This window comes from Micromonospora sp. WMMA1363, from assembly GCF_030345795.1.
GTDB lineage: Bacteria > Actinomycetota > Actinomycetes > Mycobacteriales > Micromonosporaceae > Micromonospora.
The window spans coordinates 3,207,928-3,227,476 of record NZ_JAUALB010000001.1 but is presented as its reverse complement, the minus strand read 5'-3'; the positions used below and the strand labels follow the sequence as shown (position 1 = coordinate 3,227,476).

The 19,549-nt window shown below is 72.8% G+C and carries 19 protein-coding genes and 1 riboswitch; of the genes, 14 read left to right on the top strand and 5 right to left on the bottom strand.

Features of this window, described 5'->3' with window-relative positions; genetic code table 11:
* The first annotated feature begins 99 nt into the window (after positions 1–99).
* Positions 100–209: riboswitch (TPP riboswitch) on the top strand.
* From thiE to thiC, 7 genes are all read left to right on the top strand, one after another.
* On the top strand, positions 204–830 hold the full coding sequence (thiE, locus tag QTQ03_RS14800; RefSeq protein ID WP_289278550.1) for a thiamine phosphate synthase: 627 nt from the start codon (positions 204–206) through the stop codon (positions 828–830). It overlaps the preceding riboswitch by 6 nt.
* Positions 827–1,999, top strand: coding sequence for a glycine oxidase ThiO (gene thiO, locus QTQ03_RS14795; RefSeq protein ID WP_289280834.1), 1,173 nt, complete (start codon positions 827–829; stop codon positions 1,997–1,999). Before thiE ends, thiO begins: the two co-directional genes overlap by 4 nt.
* On the top strand, positions 1,990–2,190 hold the full coding sequence (gene thiS / locus QTQ03_RS14790; RefSeq protein ID WP_289278549.1) for a sulfur carrier protein ThiS: 201 nt from the start codon (positions 1,990–1,992) through the stop codon (positions 2,188–2,190). Before thiO ends, thiS begins: the two co-directional genes overlap by 10 nt.
* Positions 2,187–2,966: a thiazole synthase gene (locus QTQ03_RS14785; RefSeq protein ID WP_289278548.1), complete on the top strand. Its 780-nt coding sequence runs from the start codon at positions 2,187–2,189 to the stop codon at positions 2,964–2,966. Before thiS ends, QTQ03_RS14785 begins: the two co-directional genes overlap by 4 nt.
* Positions 2,967–3,001: 35 nt before the next feature.
* Positions 3,002–3,733, top strand: coding sequence for a thiamine phosphate synthase (locus tag QTQ03_RS14780; protein ID WP_502889864.1), 732 nt, complete (start codon positions 3,002–3,004; stop codon positions 3,731–3,733).
* The gene (gene thiD / locus QTQ03_RS14775) at positions 3,730–4,518 is read left to right on the top strand and encodes a bifunctional hydroxymethylpyrimidine kinase/phosphomethylpyrimidine kinase (protein ID WP_289278546.1); all 789 of its coding nucleotides are present in this window, start codon (positions 3,730–3,732) and stop codon (positions 4,516–4,518) included. The genes QTQ03_RS14780 and thiD overlap by 4 nt, the downstream gene beginning before the upstream one ends.
* Before the next feature lie 18 nt (positions 4,519–4,536).
* On the top strand, positions 4,537–6,129 hold the full coding sequence (gene thiC / locus QTQ03_RS14770) for a phosphomethylpyrimidine synthase ThiC (protein ID WP_289278545.1): 1,593 nt from the start codon (positions 4,537–4,539) through the stop codon (positions 6,127–6,129).
* 139 nt (positions 6,130–6,268) lie between these two features.
* Here the strand turns inward: thiC and QTQ03_RS14765 are convergent, their stop codons facing one another.
* The 4 genes from QTQ03_RS14765 to QTQ03_RS14750 form a co-directional block, all read right to left on the bottom strand.
* A complete protein-coding gene (locus QTQ03_RS14765; RefSeq protein WP_289278544.1) occupies positions 6,269–8,773 on the bottom strand; it encodes a hypothetical protein in 2,505 nt (834 codons plus the stop codon).
* A 96-nt stretch (positions 8,774–8,869) separates the two neighbouring features.
* Positions 8,870–9,172 carry a cupin domain-containing protein gene (locus tag QTQ03_RS14760; RefSeq protein WP_289278543.1) on the bottom strand — a complete coding sequence of 101 codons (303 nt, stop codon included), beginning with the start codon at positions 9,170–9,172 and terminating at the stop codon, positions 8,870–8,872.
* Positions 9,169–10,119 carry an LLM class F420-dependent oxidoreductase gene (locus QTQ03_RS14755; RefSeq protein WP_289278542.1) on the bottom strand — a complete coding sequence of 317 codons (951 nt, stop codon included), beginning with the start codon at positions 10,117–10,119 and terminating at the stop codon, positions 9,169–9,171. Before QTQ03_RS14755 ends, QTQ03_RS14760 begins: the two co-directional genes overlap by 4 nt.
* A gap of 2 nt (positions 10,120–10,121) precedes the next feature.
* On the bottom strand, positions 10,122–10,907 hold the full coding sequence (locus tag QTQ03_RS14750) for an ABC transporter ATP-binding protein (RefSeq protein ID WP_289278541.1): 786 nt from the start codon (positions 10,905–10,907) through the stop codon (positions 10,122–10,124).
* Positions 10,908–11,175: 268 nt separating this feature from the next.
* Between QTQ03_RS14750 and QTQ03_RS14745 the strand changes: the two genes are divergently transcribed.
* From QTQ03_RS14745 to QTQ03_RS14735, 3 genes are all read left to right on the top strand, one after another.
* On the top strand, positions 11,176–12,207 hold the full coding sequence (locus QTQ03_RS14745) for an ABC transporter substrate-binding protein (protein ID WP_289278540.1): 1,032 nt from the start codon (positions 11,176–11,178) through the stop codon (positions 12,205–12,207).
* 89 nt (positions 12,208–12,296) lie between these two features.
* Positions 12,297–13,145, top strand: coding sequence for an ABC transporter permease (locus QTQ03_RS14740; RefSeq protein WP_289278539.1), 849 nt, complete (start codon positions 12,297–12,299; stop codon positions 13,143–13,145).
* Between the two features lie 72 nt (positions 13,146–13,217).
* The gene (locus QTQ03_RS14735) at positions 13,218–13,373 is read left to right on the top strand and encodes a hypothetical protein (protein WP_289278538.1); all 156 of its coding nucleotides are present in this window, start codon (positions 13,218–13,220) and stop codon (positions 13,371–13,373) included.
* Here QTQ03_RS14735 and QTQ03_RS14730 read toward each other — a convergent pair.
* Entirely contained in the window at positions 13,370–14,551 is a 1,182-nt protein-coding gene (locus tag QTQ03_RS14730) for an ABC transporter substrate-binding protein (RefSeq protein WP_289278537.1), read from the bottom strand. The two genes, QTQ03_RS14735 and QTQ03_RS14730, sit on opposite strands and share 4 nt — an antisense overlap.
* A 443-nt stretch (positions 14,552–14,994) precedes the next feature.
* Here QTQ03_RS14730 and QTQ03_RS14725 point away from each other — a divergent pair, with 443 nt between their 5' ends.
* The 4 genes from QTQ03_RS14725 (at position 14,995) to QTQ03_RS14710 (ending at position 19,540) form a co-directional block, all read left to right on the top strand.
* On the top strand, positions 14,995–18,078 hold the full coding sequence (locus QTQ03_RS14725; protein WP_289278536.1) for a sensor histidine kinase: 3,084 nt from the start codon (positions 14,995–14,997) through the stop codon (positions 18,076–18,078).
* Complete coding sequence (locus QTQ03_RS14720; RefSeq protein WP_289278535.1) at positions 18,075–18,482, top strand: roadblock/LC7 domain-containing protein; 408 nt, start codon at positions 18,075–18,077, stop codon at positions 18,480–18,482. The genes QTQ03_RS14725 and QTQ03_RS14720 overlap by 4 nt, the downstream gene beginning before the upstream one ends.
* Before the next feature lie 88 nt (positions 18,483–18,570).
* Entirely contained in the window at positions 18,571–18,936 is a 366-nt protein-coding gene (locus QTQ03_RS14715) for a DUF742 domain-containing protein (protein WP_289278534.1), read from the top strand.
* On the top strand, positions 18,917–19,540 hold the full coding sequence (locus QTQ03_RS14710) for a GTP-binding protein (RefSeq protein WP_289278533.1): 624 nt from the start codon (positions 18,917–18,919) through the stop codon (positions 19,538–19,540). Before QTQ03_RS14715 ends, QTQ03_RS14710 begins: the two co-directional genes overlap by 20 nt.
* Positions 19,541–19,549: the final 9 nt, after the last annotated feature.

Genomic DNA, 19,549 nt, shown 5'->3' with positions numbered 1-19,549 from the left:
GCCTCCGGTAGCGACGTGGCTCCCTTCTCGACCCTCCGCTGCCGAGTTGTCGCCCCCGTACGTCTTGGCAGCTCCGCAGATCTGTCGTACCGTGACAGGCAAGTGACCCACGGGAGCCCGGTGGACCGGGCTGAGAGGGGGGCTGAGAGCCCCCGACCGTCGAACCTGATCCGGGTAATGCCGGCGCAGGGAGGAGAGTTGCCGTGCTGTCTCTTGGGCGACTGCATCTGATCACCGACACCCGTCGCGGGCAGGACCCACTCGCCGTGCTTCGGGCCGCCCTGCCGGTGGCCCGCACCGAACTGGTCGTCCAGGTACGGGTGACGGACGACGCGACCGACCGACAGGCGTACGACCTGGCCCGCCGGGTTTCGGCGCTGTGCGCGCGGTACGGGGCGACCTGCCTGGTGAACGACCGGTTGCACGTGGCCCTGGCGGTGGGTGCCGACGGCGGGCACGTGGGCGCGCACGACCTGCCGGTCGGGGCGGCCCGGGCGGTGCTCGGCTCCGCAGCCGTCCTGGGCGCCACCGCACGGGACCCGGACTCCGCCGCAGAGTCGGTCGCCGCCGGAGCCAGCTACCTGGGGGTGGGGCCGTACCGCCCCACCACGACGAAGGAGGGGCTGCCGACGGCGATCGGCGTCGACGGCGTCCGGGCGGTGGCCCGGGCGGTGGACGTCCCGGTGGTCGCGATCGGGGGAGTGACCGTGGCGGACGTGCCCGCGTTGCGGGCCGCCGGCGCGTACGGGGTGGCGGTGGTCAGCGCGCTCTCCGGGGCCGCCGACCCCGCCCGCGCCACCGCCCAACTGGTCGGAGCGCTGACGTGTTGACCGGGAGCTCCTTCGCCGCCGGTGGGGTCGCGAAGGGCCCCTTCCTTCCCGACGTGGCGGTGGTGGGGGCGGGGCCCATCGGATTGGCGATCGCGTGGCGGTGCGCGGTGCGGGGGCTGCGGGTGGCCGTGCACGACCCGGCTCCCGGGTCGGGCGCGGCACACGTGGCCGCCGGGATGCTCGCGCCGGTCGCCGAGGCCTACTTCGGCGAACACGAGTTGACCGGGCTGCTCACCGCCTCGGCCGCCCGTTGGCCGGCGTTCGCCGCCGAACTGACCGACGCTGCCGGCGCCGACCTCGGTTACCGAACCGACGGCACCCTGCTGGTCGGGCTCACCGCCGACGACCTGGCCGAGGCCAGCCGGCTCTGGGGGTACCAGCAGGGGCTCGGCCTGCCGGTGACCCCGCTGCGTCCCTCGGAGCTGCGGGACCGCGAACCGGCGTTGGCCCCCCGGGTGCGCGGGGGTGCCCTCGCCGCCACCGATCATCAGGTGGATCCCCGGCGCCTGCTGCCGGCGCTGCGGATAGCCGCCGAGCGGGCCGGTGTGACGCTGGTGCCGGGCGCGGTCCGCCGACTGTCCGACGTGGCAGCCGATGTCACGGTGGTCGCCGCCGGCTGCGGCGCGGCCGCCCTCACCGGGCTGCCAGTCCGCCCGGTGAAGGGCCAGGTGCTCCGGCTCCGCGCGCCCGGCGGCGGAGCGCCGGGCTTCCGGCACGTGATCCGGGGGTACGCGGACGGTGAGCACGTCTACCTCGTCCCCCGGGACAGCGGGGAGGTGGTGGTCGGGGCGACCGTCGAGGAGCGCGCCGACCTGGTGGTGTCCGCCGGCGCGGTGCTGCGCCTGCTCCGCGCGGCCGTCGACCTGATGCCCGAGCTGGTCGAGTACGACCTGGTCGAGACGCTCGCGGGCCGGCGCCCCGGTACGCCGGACAACGCCCCGATCCTCGGGCCACTGCCGGGCCGGCCGGACGTGCTCGCGGCGACCGGACACCACCGGCACGGCATCGTGCTCACCCCGGTCACCGCAGACCTGATCGCCGACCTGATCGTCACCGGTAGGCCGGACCCGCTGCTCGCCCCGTTCACCCCCGACCGCTTCGGGCCGGTCCCGGCGGGGGTGACGTCGGGCAGGCAGCAGCCGACCGCGGAGGAGGAGTCGTGGAACTGACCGTGAACGGCGCCGGGCACACCCTGCCCGGCGGTTCGACCGTCACGGACCTGGTCCGGGCGGTCACCGATCAGGAGCGTGGCCTGGCCGTCGCCGTCAACGGCGAGGTGGTGCCGCGTGGCGGCTGGCCGGCGGCCATGCTGCGCGACGGCGACCGGGTCGAGGTGCTCAGCGCCGCGCAGGGCGGGTGAGCGACGTGGGCTTGGAACTGGGCGGCGTCACGTTCACGTCGCGACTGGTCCTCGGGACGGGCGGGGCGGCCAACCTGCACGTGCTGGAGCGGGCGATCCGGGCGTCCGGCACCGAGTTGGTCACCCTCGCCCTGCGCCGGGTCGACACCACCCCGGCCGGCTCGGGTGGCCTGCTGGACCTGCTCGACCGGTGCGGGGTGCGGCTGCTGCCGAACACGGCCGGCTGCTACACGGCCGGCGAGGCGGTGAAGGTGGCCCACCTGGCGCGGGAGGCGTTCGACACCGACTGGGTGAAGCTTGAGGTGATCGGCGACGAGCGCACGCTGTTGCCCGACGGTGTCGAGCTGCTGCGTGCCGCCGAACAGCTGGTCACCGACGGGTTCACGGTGCTGCCGTACACCTCGGACGATCCGATTCTGGCCCGCCGGCTGGCCGACGCCGGCTGCGCCGCCGTGATGCCGGCGGGGTCGCCGATCGGGTCGGGGCTCGGAGTGTCCAACCCGCACCACATCCGGCTGATCCGGCAGGGTGTGGACATCCCGGTGATCCTGGACGCCGGAATCGGCACCGCGTCCGACGCTGCCCTCGCCATGGAGCTGGGCTGCGACGCGGTGCTGCTGGCCAGCGCGGTGACCCGCGCCGCCGACCCGGTGGCGATGGCGACGGGGATGCGGCACGCGGTCGAGGCGGGGCGGCTGGCGTACCGGGCCGGTCGGATCCCCCGCCGCTTCCACGCCGTCGCCTCCACTCCGGACGAGGGCAGGCCGGATCTGTGAGCGCGTCGTCGGAGGTCGGCATCCGGGACCGTGGCGTGTTCCGGCCACTCCAGGGGCCACGTGTTCGCAGGCTCTCGTCAGGTGCGGGCGCGACGCCGACCGGTACCGTGCTGCTGACCGACCGGCGGGTGGCGCGATCGCCGCTCGTCGACGTCGTCGCCGCCGCGGTACGCGGGGGAGTGCGGTGGGTGGTGCTGCGGGAGAAGGACCTGCCGCGGGCCGAGCGCGTCGCCCTCGCCGCCGACCTGCGCGCGATCCTCGCCGAGCGCAGCGGCACCCTGATCGTCGCCGGACCGGATCCGCTCGACGGTTCCGCCGTGCACCTCCCCGCCGCCGGCCCCTACCCGCCGCCGCGACTCGGCCTGGTCGGCCGCTCCTGCCACGACGGGGCGGAGCTGGCCCGCCTCACCGCCGAGGACTACGTCACCCTCTCACCCGTCTACCCCACCCGGACCAAACCCGGCTATGGCCCGCCCCTGCACCCGGAAGGGCTCGCCGGGCTCATCCGGCTCACCCCGGTTCCGGTCCTGGCCCTCGGCGGCATCGAAACGGCAGCGCAGGTGAGCGCGTGCGTCGAGGCGGGCGCGGCCGGTGTGGCAGTGCTCGGAGCGATCATGCGAGCCGACGACCCGGCCGAGGCGGCCACCACCCTGACAGCCGCCTTCCACCAGGCAACCCGACCTGAGGCGGCGCACCCGGGGCCGCCAGGCCGGCGGCGAACGGCGGCGGTCCCCACGCCCTCGACCGCACCGAAGGAAGCGCTGTGACGCCATCCACGGTCCTCACCATCGCCGGTTCCGACTCCGGCGGCGGCGCCGGCATCCAGGCCGATCTGAAGGTTTTTGCCGCGCTTGGGGCGTACGGCACCAGCGTCATCACGGCCGTCACCGCACAGAACACCCGGGGCGTCGACACCGTCCTGCCGCTGCCGCCACGCACAGTCACCGAGCAGTTGGACAGCGTGCTCGCCGACTTCACCGTCCGGGCGGCCAAGATCGGCATGCTCGGCACCCCGGCGATCGCCGACGCGGTGGCCGCCGCCGCGAAGGGCGGCCGGCTGCCGCACCTCGTCGTCGACCCGGTGCTGGTCGCCACCAGCGGGCACGCGCTGGGAGTGGTTGCCGCGGTGGAACGGCTGCTGCCGTACGCGCGGGTGGCGACGCCGAACCGCGCGGAGGCCGCCGCCATCACCGGTCGTCCGGTGACCACGGTCGAGGAGATGATCTCCGCCGCGGAGGACCTCACCGCGGGTGGTCCGGAGCACGTCGTGGTCACCGGCGGCGACGTGGACACCGACGGCGAGGCGGTCGACGTGCTGCACGGTGGCGGCGTCACCACCCTGCTCCGCGCGCCCCGCGTGCCGACGCGGCACAACCACGGGACCGGATGTTCGTTCTCGGCGGCCGTCGCCGTCCGGCTCGCGTCGGGCGATCCGGTGCCGGCGGCCGTCGCCACCGCGAAAAAGTACGTCACCCGGGCGCTGACCGGCGCCCGGGACTGGGAGTTGGGCGCGGGACGCGGCCCGCTGGACCACTTTGGCTGGTCGGCTTGAACCGACAGGGAGGCTGTTATGCAGACACGTCGCAAGGTCTATGCCGAGGGCTCTCGCCCGGACGTCCGGGTGCCGTTCGCCGAGGTCGACCTCACCGGGGACAACCCGCCGGTGCGGCTCTACGACACATCCGGGCCGGGCTCGGACCCCGAGGTGGGGCTGCTGCCGTTACGCGGCCCATGGATCGCCGAGCGAGGTGACGTGGCGCCCGTCCGGGGCGCCGGCACGCCGCTGGCCGGGGCGGACGGCAAGCGGCCGACACAGCTCGCGTACGCCCGCGCCGGCGCCGTCACGCCGGAGATGGAGTTCGTGGCGATCCGGGAGGGGGTGGCACCGGAGTTCGTCCGGGACGAGATCGCGGCCGGGCGAGCGGTGCTGCCACTGAACGTCAACCACCCCGAGTGCGAGCCGGCGATCATCGGCAAGGCGTTCCTGGTCAAGGTCAACGCCAACATCGGCACCTCGGCGGTCACCTCCTCGATCGCCGAGGAGGTGGAGAAGCTGACCTGGGCGACCCGGTGGGGCGCGGACACCGTGATGGACCTGTCGACCGGCAATCGGATCCACGAGACGCGCGAGGCCATCGTGCGGAACTCGCCGGTGCCGATCGGCACGGTGCCGATCTATCAGGCGCTGGAAAAGGTCGGCGGGGATCCGGTGAAGCTGAGCTGGGAGGTGTTCCGGGAGACCGTCATCGAACAGGCCGAGCAGGGCGTTGACTACATGACGGTGCATGCCGGTGTGCTGCTTCCGTACGTGCCGTTGGCCGTCGACCGGGTGACCGGGATCGTCTCCCGGGGCGGTTCGATCATGGCGGCCTGGTGTCTGGCGCACCACGAGGAGAACTTCCTCTACACCAATTTCCGGGAGCTGTGCGAGATCCTGGCCCGCTACGACGTGACGTTCTCGCTCGGCGACGGGCTGCGGCCCGGCTCCATCGCGGACGCCAACGACGAGGCGCAGTTCGCCGAGCTGAAGACTCTGGGCGAGTTGACGAAGGTCGCCTGGGAGTACGACGTCCAAGTGATGATCGAGGGCCCCGGGCATGTGCCGATGCACAAGATCAAGGAGAACGTGGACCTCCAGCAGGAATGGTGCCACGAGGCGCCGTTCTACACGCTCGGTCCGCTGACCACGGACATCGCCCCGGCGTACGACCACATCACGTCGGCCATCGGCGCGGCGATGATCGGCATGTTCGGCACGGCGATGCTCTGTTACGTCACCCCGAAGGAGCACCTCGGGCTGCCGGACCGGGACGACGTGAAGGCGGGCGTGATCGCCTACAAGATCGCGGCGCACGCGGCCGACCTGGCCAAGGGGCACCCCGGCGCGCAGGCCTGGGACGACGCGCTGTCCAAGGCGCGGTTCGAGTTCCGCTGGGAGGACCAGTTCAACCTCTCGCTGGACCCGGAGACCGCGCGGGCCTACCACGACGCCACGCTGCCGGCGCAGCCGGCGAAGACCGCGCACTTCTGTTCCATGTGCGGCCCGAAGTTCTGCTCTATGAAGATCACCCAGGAACTCAAGGAATACGCGGCCCGCGGGATGCAGGACAAATCAGCGGAGTTCGTCGCCGCAGGCGGTCGGGTCTACCTCCCGCTGGCCTGATCCCTGTCCATCCCAACCCCGGATCGAGTTCGTCAAGAAGGGGGACCATCTGACGAGCGGTATAACCCTCTCCGGGAGTCTGTTTTTCCGAGGACTCTGCGACCGTCGTCGTTCCGGTGGGGTGACAGGCCGGGGGCGGTCAGGGGCGGGAGTGGCGGCCGGCGGAGCGGAGTGAGCGCCGGCCGCGCTCCTGTTCCGGTTCGTTGTCGGGAAGCGGCCTGCCCAGCCCGGTGACCCAGTCGACGAACTCCTCGTCCTGCGTCGGCACCGGCTCCGCCTCGGTGGCGACCTGATCCGCCCGCGACCGGCTCCGCCGGAAAAGGCCGCGTCGCTTCGGCTCGTCCTCGGCCGGGTGGCCGCCGGCGCCGGGGGCGGCACGGTCCGCTTCGGGGGCGGCGGCGGTGTCCGCCTCGGTGACCTGTCCGGCCGTCGGTGTCGAGGCGTCGCCGGTCCGGGCAGGGGCGTCGGTGCCTGTGCACGCGGCGACGAGCCGGTCGGCCTCGACCCGGGTCGGGGCGTCGCCTACGGTCGGCGCCGGATCCGGCGCCGAGCTCGCCTTCGGCGTCGCATCCGCGGCGGGCGTCGCGTCGGCCGCATCACCTGCTCGGGTCGCCGTCGGGTCGGTTGCCGAGCCGGAGCGCCGGGCGGTGGCGAAGGCGTCCCAGGTACCGGCGCCGTTCAGGTTCGGCAGCGGGGCGCGATGCCGTGGCCGGGGAGCGGGCCTGGGCGTACCACGGTCGCTCGCCGAGCTTGCCGACGCGACGGGTGGGTCGAGCGCAACGGTGCGTGGTGCCGGGTGTGGCGGTGCGAGCGCGGTGGGCGAGAGGGGGGAGAACGGCTTCGGGCCGACCCGGGTAGGTGTGGGACCTGGCAGCGTCATCGGGGCCGGAGCGGGACGGGACGGGAACGGGTCCGATGTGGATGCGGCGCGCGCCGGCGTGACGGGAGCCGGCGGCGTGGGAGTGGGAGTGGGCGGTACCGGCCCGGTCTCGGCGTTCGACACCGGCGGGTCCTCGTCAGGCGGTGGCGGATCGAGCTGGCCGGCCCCGGCGGGGTCCGGTGCGGGTGGGCGTCCGGCCGGTCCGGTGTCCGGTGCGGCCGGTGGGCCCGCGCCCGGCGGCGCGCCGTCGGCCGGATCGGCCACGGGACGGGCGGTGTCCGCCGGCCCGACCGCTTGCTCCGGCTCCGCCGTGCCCGCTGGGCCGGGCGAGCCCGATGGACTGTCCAGTGCCAGCGTCCCGGGCGGGCCTGCCGGATCCGGCGCTGACCCGGTGTGCGTCGAGCCGGCGGGCTGCCGGGATTCGGAGGTGGGCGCGGGAGTGCCGTCCGCCAACGGCGCTGGACCGGCGCTCGCGGATGCAGTGGGGCCGGCGACGGCCCCCCCGTCGTCGCCTGCGGGCGCGCATCGATCGGCGGACCGTTGCACCGGAGCCGGGACCGCGGGCGGCACGGGCTCGCCGACCTGGACGTCCCCGACCACCGAGCCGGCGGATGCCCCACCGGGATCGCCCGGGGCGGTCGGTGCAGGGTTGGCGGCCGGCGCAGCCCCGGGCGTCGGCCAGTCCCAGTGGGCCGGAGCAGCATCGGCCGGCGTTCCGGTGACCCCCGGCGCCCGCTCGTTCGCGGCCCGGCCGGCGGCGGGGGCCGGCGTGGCGGTGTCGCCGACGTGAAGTCCGGCGTCGGCTGGTGCGGTCCGCGGCACGGCTGGACCGGCCGGCAGCGGGCGCAGGATGTCGGTGGGTTCGATCACCCGGTCGGCTTCCGGGCCGCCACCGCGCCTCGACAGGGGGCTCGCCATCAGCGGCCAGCGCAGCAGGACGGCGGCGGTCGAGCCGAGCGCGCCGGCGGCCACCGCGAGCAGAGCCGCGTAGTACGGCGTGCTCTGGTACCGGTCGACGCCGTCGCCCGCGCCGGTGGTCAGGTAGGCGGACGCCAGCAGCACCGGCCCGGCCGTTCCGGTCACTCCACCGACCAGCGGGGGGTACTCGCGCCAGCGGGCCAGGGCGCCGGTGGCTGCGCCGGCGAGCAGCGCCACCAGCGGCAGGAGCGGCAGCGTCAGGCGCTGCGCCGCGTCAGCGGCGAGCCACGACGGCTCCAACACTCCGAGGCGCACGGCGGACAGCGGTCCGGCGGCGGTCAACGACGGGGCGACCGAGACCAGGGCGAGCAGCCAGACGGTGCCGGCGACGAGCGCCATGTTCCAGCCCAGCGGCGGCCGGACCAAGACGGTGAGCGCGGCACCCGCCCCGACCGCCGCCCCGACGGTCGCGCAGATCGCGACCGCCCAGATCGGGTCAACGGAGATCAGTTCGGCGGCCCGGGCCGGCTGCATGCAGAGCGGCGCGACGACCGTAGCGCCCAGCGCGGCGGCGCCCGCCACGACGAGTTGCTGGCCGGCCCCGGTCAGCAGCCCGTCGCGGCGGGCCCACCGCTCGGTGAGGACGGCACCGACCACGGCGGCGTTCGCCGCGAACCAACCGACCCAGGCGAGCTGGGCCGGCCACTGGTTGACGGTGCCGCCGGTGAAGGCGCCGGCGAGCCGAACGACGCCGAAGCCGAACGCGATGCCGAGCTGACCGGCTCCGGCCAGCAGACTCACCCCGAACGCCGTGAGTAGCAGCTTGCCCCAGGTCCGAAAGGCCATGTCCGGAACGTTACGGTCCGGTGCGACCGATCGCCACCGGCGCGCCGTGCCGCGCACCGGCCCCGCCACCAGCGCGGCCACGGTTCCTCCGCCGGGCTACTTGAGTTCGACCAGCCGGGCGAGGTACGTGGTGTCGCCGATGTTGGTCAGCATGTGCACCGCGCCCGGGTCCCGGTAGACGACACCGCCGGTCGGCTCGTCGGCGTCGATGTGGGTGCCGTCGACCGTCTGCACCACGTTCCTGGCACCCTGGACCGCCACCACCAGGTACGGATGGTCGTGCCGGTGCAGCGGCTGGCACTCCCCGGGCGCCAGCCGGATGTGCCAGACCCGGACCCGGTCGTTCTCGTACACGATCTCCTGGCCGACTGGGCCGAGCTCGACGTCGGTATCGGTCATCGGACTCCGTTCAGTTGGGGGAGCACCTCGGCGGCGATGAGCTCCAGGTGGTCGAGGTCGGCGAGGTCGATCAGGCGTAGGTGGACGCGGCTGGCGCCGATCGCGGCGAACTCGCCGATCCGGTCGACCAGCTGGGCCGGCGAGCCGATCACCGGGTCGTCCGGTGGCAGCGCGCTCGTGGTGTGCAGCGGCACCGCCCGTCGGCGGGCCTCGGCGTCGGTGCGGCCGACCGCCACGACGACGCCGGCGGAGAGCACGAGGGGCGACCGGCCGGAGTCCGTCCGCCCGGTTCGGCCGGCGGCCTCTCGCACCCGGTCGAACGCCTCGGCGGTCGCCTTGGGGGTGGTGAATGGCATGTTGAACTCGTCGGCGTAGCGGGCGGCCAGTTCCGGCGTGCGCTTCGGACCCCGCCCGCCGACGATGATCGGCGGCCCGGGGACCTGCACCGGCCGGGGCAACGCCGGGCAGTCCGCCAACCGGTAGTGGTCACCGGAGTAGCTGAAGGTCTGCCCGGCCGGGGTTCGCCACAGGCCGGTGATCACGTCGAGCTGCTCGGCGAACCGGTCGAACCGCTGCCCGGGGCCCGGGAACGGGATGCCGTAAGAGGTGTGCTCACGCTCGTACCACCCGGCGCCGATGCCCAGCTCGACCCGGCCGCCGCTCATCTGGTCAACCTGGGCCACCATCACGGCCAGCGGACCGGGAAGCCGGAAGGTGGCCGACGTGACCAGCGTGCCGAGGCGGATGTGGGCGGTCTCCCGGGCCAACGCGGCGAGCGTGAGCCAGGCGTCGGTCGGGCCGGGCAGCGGCGGTTCGTCGCCCATCGCCTGGTAGTGGTCGGCCCGGAGGAAGGCCTCGAAGCCGCCTTCCTCGGCCAGCTGGGTGAACCGGAGCTGGTCGTCGTAGCTGGCGCCCCGGTGCGGCTCGGTGAAAACCGCCACCCGCATGCCTATCGTGCCTCCACGCCGGCGCTCGCCGGCACGTCGCGTTCCGTCAGGAGTTCGTGCAGGTCGGCGCTGACCCGGGCGACGTCTGCCAGGTGGGAGTTGCGGCCGAACGTGCGTGGCCGGGGAATGGCCACGTCGACGATGCTGCGGATCCGGCCGGGGCGGGGGCTGAGCACCACCACGCGGTCGGCCAGCAGGACCGCCTCGTCGATCGAGTGGGTGACGAAGACGACGGTGGCGGACGTCTCCATGTGTACTCGTTGCAGCTCCCCGGAGAGCTCCTTACGGGTGAGCGCGTCGAGCGCGGAGAAGGGCTCGTCCATGAGCATCACCCGCGGCTCGCCGATGAGAGACCGGCACAGTGCCACGCGCTGCTGCATCCCGCCGGAGAGTTCGTGCGGCAGCCGTTTCTCGAACCCGGCGAGACCGGTCAGCGCCAGTAGTTGCCGGGCCCGATCGCGGTGCTTCGCCCGCGGCCACCCGAAGATCTCGACCGGCAGCAGGACGTTGTCCAGCACCGTGCGCCAGGGCAGCAACGCCGGTCGCTGGAAGAGCATCGCGACGTCCTGCCGGGGCCGGACGACCGGCGTGCCGGCGACCGTGACCACACCGGTGGAGACCGGGAGCAGGCCCGCGACCAGTCGCAGCAGGGTGGACTTGCCGCAGCCGGAGCGGCCGACGACGGCGACGAACTCGCCCTCGGCGACGTCGAGGTCGATGCCGCGTAGGGCCTCTATCCGGCCGGAGTGGCCGTCGAAGGTGCGGGACACGCCGGACAGACAGATCATCCCGCGGGCCTCCCTGAGTCGGCGGTCAGCAGTCGCCGGAAAGGGTATCCGTCCCGTACCTCAATCGCACCATCCGGGGTGGACGTCAGGTCGTTTCCGTTCCGCAACCTGCTATGCCTGGCGTCACAAAGGTGGAATTCTCGTACGCTGTGCCGCGAAGAGTCCCCTCCAGACGGTGGATGTCGGCTACGCCCCCTCCTGCCGACGCCGCCTGACTACGCCCCTCCGGAGGCCGCCGGCCCCCGGTCGGAAAGGACAAGGTGCACTGATGAAAAGGCTGACGCGTACGGTCGCCGCGGCCACGATGGCTGCCACCCTCGCTCTGGTCGCCGCCTGCAGCAGCGGCTCGGACTCCACCGAGGACGTCAAGGGCGGTGACGGCGGAGCCCTGGAGAAGGTGACGTACCTCACCTCGTTCGGCAACTTCGGGCGTGATTCCTACGCATGGGTGGCGCAGGAGAAGGGCTTCTTCACCGACGCCGGCTTCGACGTGGAAATCAAGCCCGGGCAGGGCACCGGCGCCACCATCCAGACCATCGCCGGTGGTCAGGCGCAGTTCGGCCCGGTCGACCTGACTGGAGGTCTGCTCCAACTCGGCAACGGTCAGGCCAAGGACTTCGTCGCGGTGGCCGCGATCCACCAGCGCACCCTCACCGCCATCGCCACCGTCGAGGGCACCGGCATCGCCTCCCCGAAGGACCTGGAGGGCAAGCGGCTCGCCGACGTTCCCGGGTCGGTGATCCGTAACCTGTTCCCGACCTACGCCAAGCTGGCGGGGGTCGACGCGAGCAAGGTGACCTGGGTGAACGGCGAGCCGCAGACGCTGATGGGCACTCTCGCCAGCGGCCAGGTCGACGGCATCGGGCAGTTCGTGGTGGGCCAGCCCACCATCGAGGCGGTCACCAAGAAGAAGGCCGTCCTGCTGCCGTTCAGCAACGTGATGCAGGACCTCTACGGGAACGTGCTGATCACCTCCTCGAAGCTCGCCAAGGAGAAGCCGGAGATGGTCAAGCGGTTCGCCGGCGCTCTGTTGCGGGGCCTGGAGTACGCGCTGGCCAACCCGCAGGAGGCGGCCGACCTCCTGAAGAAGAACGTCGACGCCACCAATCCGGCTGCGGCGAAGGCAGAGCTGGAGCTGATGGCCGGCTACGTCCGGTCCAGCAACACCGGTACCCAGCTCGGCACGTTGGACAGCGGCCGGGTGGCCAAGAGCATCGCGATCCTTCAGGGCGCCGGCGCCCTGAAGCAGAACATCACGCCCGACCAGATCATCGACTTCAGCCTCGCGCCGAAGGCCTGATCCGGCTGATGGTCGGGGGTACGCCCCACCGCCGCTGCCCGGCGGTGGGGCGTACCCCCCGCCGCCCCGCACGGCCCAATGGAGGATCGATGACCGACGTCTGCTCGCCGGAGACTGTTGCGGCGTCCCCGCAGCTCGCGCCGAGCCCGGAGCGCCGCGCCGACCGGCGGCTCGGGGATCGGGCCGCGACTGTCCTGCTGCCGGTGGGCGGTCTGCTGATCGCCGTCGGCGTCTGGTGGCTGGTGGCCCGGGGGGAGTTGGTGCACCCGGCCGCGTTACCGCCGCCCGGCGAGGTGCTGGCCGCATTCGTCGAGCAGCCGGCGCGCATGCTGGAACACACCTGGGCGACCACCCGGGAGATCCTGATCGGCTTCGGGCTCTCCGCCGTGGCCGGTGTCCTGCTGGGGCTGGCGCTGGCGGCTTCCCGGATCGTGGAGCGGATGTTCACGCCGCTGCTGGTGGCGGTGAACGCGGTGCCCAAGATCACGTTGGGGCCGCTGCTGGTGGTGACGCTGGGCTGGGGCCAGACGCCGATCCTGACCATGGTCTTCCTGCTCTGCTTCTTCCCGATCGTGCTCTCCACCACGACCGGCCTGACCTCCACGCCGGCCGACCTCGCCGAACTGGCCCGCTCGCTGAACGCCTCCCGCTGGCAGGCGTTCCGGAAGGTCCGCTTTCCGGCCGCATTGGCGCAGATCTTCGTCGGGCTGAAGGTGGCGATGCCGTTGGCCGCCATCGGCGCCGTGATCGGTGAGTTCCAGGCGGGGGAGGGCGGCCTCGGCTACGTCATCCAGCAGTACGCCGGGATGGGTGACACCGCTACCGCCTGGGCCGCCATCATGTTGGTCGCGCTGGTGAGCATCCTGCTGTACGCGGCCCTGTTGCTCGCCGAGCGCCGGGCCCTTCCCTGGGTCCGGGAGGTCACCTCCCGCCACTGACGGCTCACCGTATCCGCGAGGTACCGACCGACCCGGGAGCTGCCGGGCCGGGCGACGGTGTCGAGTCACGGCGTGGTGCGCAGCGTCCAGGTCGGTGTTGCGCCGGCGGTCCGCCGGCTCGGCGCCGTGGTCGCCGGGGCCGGGTCGCTCCGGCTCTGGTCGCGGCCCGGCCGTGTGGCGACGTCGTTGGCCCGCCTCGTCGGAGGCCAGCCCTGGTGCCTGCGCTAGCCGGCCAGGCGCCAGCGCCCGTTACGCGCGACCAGGGTGGTCAGTGCCTGCGGCATCAGCCCGGAATGGTTGTCCGGGGTCATCCGGATCGGGCCGGAGAGACCATCCATCTGGGACGTCTCCAGCACGTCACGGATGCCGTCCCGGTCGACCGTCCCGGGTTCCGCACCGGTCCGCAGCACGGCGTCGGCGACGAGCTGAAGGGCGTCCGCGGCGAACGATGACGAGCCGTGGAAGCCGCCGAACCGGGCGGTGTAGGCCTTGAACCACTGCCGTCGTGCCGCCTTCGCCGGTGTGGTGGCGATGACGTCGTCGATGACCATGGTCTGGGTGAAGACCAACGTGGCGCGTTCCGTTTCCCGGGCCGACGGGCCGAGGAAGAGGTCCCCGGCGGCCGAGGCGTCGAAGTAGAGCGAGCCGCGGAAGCGCGCCTCCTGCGCGGCCAGCGCGGCCAGGGTCGCCTGGTCCGGGGGCGTCCAGAGCACCAAAGCGTCCGGCTCGTCGGCGACGAGCATCTTGACCTGGCGGGTGACGTCGGTGTCGGTGGCACGGACCGTCGCCACCCGGCCCATCTTCACGCCCGCCGTACGGAACTCGTTGCCGAGCGCACGGAGTCCTTCCCGGCCGTAGTCGTCGTCGCTGTGCAGCAGGCCGATTTCGCGGGCGCCGGCCCGCTGCAACTCGGTGGTGAGGGCCGCGGCGTTGTCGGCCGCGTTGGGGGCCAGCTTGAACACGTACCGGCGTTGGTCCACCGGGTTCGTGATGGCGTCGGAGGGGGCCAACGCGATGGTCGGGACCCTCTTCTCGTCGATGGTCCGCGCGGCGCCGACCGCGCATTCATCGCAGCCGCCCATGATGATCGCGGTAACCCGGGGGTCGTCGCTGAGGTCGTTGATGTTGCGCAACGACTCGCTCGCGTCGGAGCGATTGTCCTTGACCGTGAGTTCGACCCGCCGGCCGTCGAGCGCGCCGGACGAGTTCAGTTGCTCGACCTTTAGTTCCAAGGCGCGCTGGTACGCCTTGCCGACCGCCGCGGCGGGCCCGGACAGCTCGAGGTCGACGGCGATGACGATCGGGCTGGTGTCCCGTTCCTCCGAGCCGAACTGGCAGCCGGTGACAGTGGTTGCCAGGACGACCGAGGCGAGCGCGGCGACGCTCGCGGAGCGGATGGGGCTCAACGTTGTCCTCCAGGTGGACGTGGGCGCGGCCCGGGGCGCCGCCGAACTGGCCCGTCCGCAATGGAGGGCGGGATTTCCGCCGTTCGGTGTGCGCGAAAGCCTGCAAAACCTTGCCAATATCGGATGCTGCGGTCAAGCGGGTGGTGCCGAGCTTTTCGGGATGTGCATCCCACATGTTGAGGTAACACAAAGTTTGCAAACGGTCACTGATTCGATGCGCCTCGCCACACTCTGTCTACATTGCCTGTTCAAAGCGTTGGGAAGGCGGCGGCGGTAGGTGATCGGTGCATTGGTTCGGTGTCGTCCGACCGTTTCCTGCCACACTGCGGCTTCCCAAACCAGATCCCGTCTGATGAAATCGCGGCCGTGCCGCGCGTGGGCTGTCCGCTGCATCAGGCACGGGTCGGCGGGTCAAGCGTGGAAGAAACGACGGAGGCGATGTCGTGAGCACCGGACCGACGACCCTGCCCACAGGTGGCGACAGTGCACGGCCGACGCGCCGGCTGCCCCGGCTCCGCGACGCCCGGATCCGGTCCAAGCTGGCGCTGATCCTGGTCGTGCCGGTGGCCGCCGTCATCGCGCTGGCCACCGTCCGTCTGGTCGCGGTCGGTGCGGGTGCTTACGACGCCACCAGGGCACAGGCGCTCACCGAGCTCTCCATCGACATCTCCGCGCTCACCCAGGATCTGCACGCCGAGCGCATGGCGGCGGCTGGCTACCTGGCTGTGCCGCGGCAGGGTGCTGACGTGTACAACCTGCTGGTCCGCAGCACCGACGAGCGGGTCAGGGCTTACCGCGAGGAGCGGGGCCGGGTCGGTGACGCGCCCGCCGCGGTCCGGGACCGGCTGGCGGCCATCGACGAGCATCTGGAGACCCTCGGTGCGACGCGCCAGCAGGTGCTGGACCGCCGGCAGATGGCCGTCGCCGAGGCGTCGCTGCGGTACGGCGTGATCCTGACCGACCTGGTCGCCTACGGTGACGGTCTGGCTCAACTACCCGGCGAGGAGCGGCTGTCGGACGCCCGGCGTGCGGTCGCCGCCTTCGCCCGCGCCAAGGCGGCCGTCGCCGAGGAGGAGTCGGTCGTCTACACCGCCCTGAGCGCCGGCCAGCTCGACGACGAGCAGTTCTCCTCCTTCGTGGCCACCCTGACCAGCCAGCAGGAGGCGCTGCTCGCCTTCACCCTGGCGGCCGACCCGGCCCAGCGGGCCCTGGTCGACAGCACCGTCTCCGGCGACGCGGTCACCCTGGCCGACCGGGTCGCCGCCGACATCACCCGGTCGGTCGGGCAGCGGCCGCTGGTGGGCGCGGCGGACGCCAGTGCCGCGATCGGCGCGGTCAACGACCTGATGCGGTGGGCCGAGATCCGGTTGCAGGACGCGCTGCTCGCCCAAGCCGAGCAGGCCCGCTCGGACGTCCTCCGGCAGGCTGTCGTCGAGTCGCTGTTGGTGCTGCTCACCCTCGTTATCGCCGTCACCCTCGCCGTGGTCCTGGCCCGTTCGCTGAACCACTCGCTGCACCGGCTGCGTGAGGGCGCCCTCGCGGTGGCCAACCACGATCTGCCGGACGCGGTGAAGCGGCTGCAGAACATGGAGACCGTGGGCGAGGGCGGCGTCGACGAGATCGTGCGGCAGGTGCGCGATCCGATCCAGCTCAACAACCGTGACGAGGTCGGCCAGGTCGCGCTCGCCTTCAACGTGGTGCACCGGGAGGCGGTCCGAGTGGCGGCCGAGCAGGCCGCCCTGCGGACCAGTGTCTCGGCGATGTTCCTCAACCTGGCCCGGCGAAGTCAGACGCTGGTCGACCGGATGATCGGCGAGCTGGACGCGATCGAACGCGGGGAGGAGGACCCGAAGCGGCTGGCCCGTCTCTTCGAGTTGGACCACCTGGCCACCCGGATGCGTCGCAACGACGAGAATCTGTTGGTCCTCGCGGGTGCCGACTCGGCTGTCCCGCGCCGCGAGGATGCCTTGCTGGTGGACGTGCTGCGGGCCGCGCAGTCCGAGGTGGAGCTGTACAACCGGATCGAGTTCGGCACGGTGGACACCGACGTCTCGGTGGCCGCCCACGCGGTCAACGACGTTGTCCGCCTGGTCGCCGAACTGCTCGACAACGCCGCCCGGTTCTCCCCGCCGAACACGCTCGTGGTCGCCGACGCGCGGCGCATCCGCGACTACGTGCTCATCCAGGTCGAGGACCGTGGCCTCGGCCTCTCCGACGAGCAGTTGGACCTGCTCAACCGGCGACTCGCCGAGCCGCCGAGTGTCGACGTCGCGGCGTTCCGGCTGATGGGCCTGGCCGTGGTGAGCCGGCTCGCTGCCCGCTACGGCATCCGGGTCGAGCTGCGTCGCAATGTCGAGGGTGGCACAGTCGCTCAGGTGACCCTGCCGACAGCCGCCGTGGTCCTGCCCTCGATCCACGCGCGGGAGCCGATCGCCCGTCCCCGGCAGCCGATCGCCATGGAGCAGGCACCGCTCACCCCGGCCGGCGTCGGTGAACCGGTGACCGGGGGGACGAAGACCGTAACCCTGCCGGAGCCGTGGCGGACCGACCAGGCGCCGCCGGTGCCGTGGCAGGCTCCGAGACAGGCCCGGGGCGCGACGTCGGCGGTGCAGGCCGGCGGCCTGGGCGGGGCGCAGCCGGCCGACGCCCCCACTCCGGCACAGCCGGCCGACGCCCCCACTCCGGCACAGCCGGCCGACGCCCCCACTCCGGCGCGGTCAGTCGTCACCGGCGGATTCTCGGCGGGCACGCCCACCGCCGCGCACCCGACGGTGGATCCGTTGCCCCGGCGCGCCCCCGCAGCCGAGGGCTCCACGCCGGCCGCCACCGGCGCCTTCCCCACCTTGTCGGGCAGCGCGGGCACCGCCGCCGGGGCGGGGAGCGGCTTCACCGGCGGGCTCGGTGCCGGCCTGGCCGCCACCGCGTCGCTGGCCCCGACTACGCCGATCAACCCGCCGGTCGACCTGCCGGCGGAGGCACCGATCTTCCGTGAGATGGAGGCGGTCTGGTTCCGGTCGCACGGCGAGGACGTCACCACCATCTTCGCCCGGCCGGACTTCAGCCAGTCGGCCCCGCCGGCCCCGCCGGCCCCGGCGGCGGAGGTGTCGGCCCGGCCGAAGCTGCCCACCCGGGTTCCCGGCACGTCGGCTTCGCCGCCCCCGCCGTCGTACGGCCCACCCGGCACAGCGTCCGACGCGCCGGTGGCCGGCCAGGCGCCGGTGGCCGGCCAGGCGCCGCCGACGGCCGACCCGGAGGCGTGGCGGACCGCGGCCGACGAGGGCTGGAACCGAGCCACCCGCGCCGCCGAGCCGGCCGCCGGTGGGATGACCCGCTCCGGCCTGCCGAAGCGGGTGCCACAGGCGCAACTCGTCCCCGGCGGCATCGAACCGCGGGGCGCCCGGGATCGCACCCGCCGGACGCCGGACGACGTACGTGGTCTGTTGTCGGCCTACCACCGCGGCGTGCAGCGCGGGCGGGCGGCCGGTACGGACCTGACCAGCACCTCGAACAAGGAGACGAGCCAATGAACAGGCCAGCGGCCATGCAGGACATGGGTTGGCTGCTCACCAACTTTGCCGACAGCGTGGCGGGTATCGCCCATGTGGTGGCGGTGTCCGCCGACGGGCTGCTGCTCGCTTCCTCCCGGGACCTGCCGGCTGACCGGGCGGACCAGCTCGCGGCGATCACCTCCGGCGTGGTGAGTCTGACCGACGGCGCGGCGCGGATGTTCAGCGCCGGTGGTGTGCTCCAGACCGTCATCGAGATGGACAGTGGCTACCTGTTCCTGATGTCGATCAGCGACGGCTCGTCGATGGCCGTGCTTGCGGCCCGCAGCTGCGACGTCGGCCAGGTGGGGTACGAGATGGCGCTCCTGGTGGAACGCGTCGGCGCTGCGCTGGTGCCGCAGCCCAGGGACACGGTGCGCTCGTAGCCCGGTCCGGCGCTCAGGCTCGCGCCGAACAGGGACAGGTGATCCGGCGCCGGCGGGCTCCGGTTGGGCAGAGGGGAGGTGACCGCGGATGGACCACCGGCGTGCGGACCCGCGTGGCGAGTTGGTGCGCCCCTACGCGGTCACCCGCGGCCGGACCGTGCCGCGACAGGACATTGCTCTGGAGGCGGTGCTGTCCGCGAGTGCCACCGCGGTCGCCGAGTCCCGCTTCGCGGGGCACGACAAGCACCGCATCGCGACGGTCTGCGAGGGCCGGGCGCAATCGCTGGCGGAGGTCGCCGCGTACACCCGGATGCCGTTGGGGGTCACCCGGGTGCTGGTCGCCGACATGGTGGCCGAGGGCCTGCTGACGCTACACACCGCCGCTCCCGCCGTGGGTTACGAGGAGCGGATGAACCTGCTTGGAAGGGTGCTAAGTGGACTTCGCGAACTATGACCCCGTCGGGGCGAGCCGCAGTCGGGAGATCATCTCCGCGAAGATCGTCATAGCGGGCGGCTTCGGCGTCGGCAAGACAACGTTGGTCGGCGCGATCTCGGAGATCACCCCGCTGACCACCGAGGCAGTCATGACCGCGGCCGGTGTCGGCATCGACGACCCGTCCAAGGTACCCGGCAAGGAGACCACCACCGTCGCCATGGACTTCGGCCGGATCACGATGGCGCAGGACCTGATCCTGTACCTGTTCGGCACGCCCGGCCAGACCCGGTTCTGGTTCATGTGGGACGAGATCATCCGGGGTGCCGTGGGCGCGGCCGTGTTGGTGGACACGCGTCGGATCACCGACGCCTTCGCGCCGCTTGACTACTTCGAGAACCGCAACCTGCCGTACGTGGTGGCGCTCAACAAGTTCGACGGCGCCCCGGACTACGAACTGGACGAGGTACGTGAGGCGCTCGCGATCCGGGCGGACGTACCCCTGGTGCTGACCGACGCCCGTCAGCGGGACGCCGTCAAGCAGGTGCTCGTGACGGTCGTGGAGCACGCTATGACGCGCCTGCAGGCCGAGCGCGACCGGGGCCAACCAACTCCGGTCGGCTGACCGTCGCCC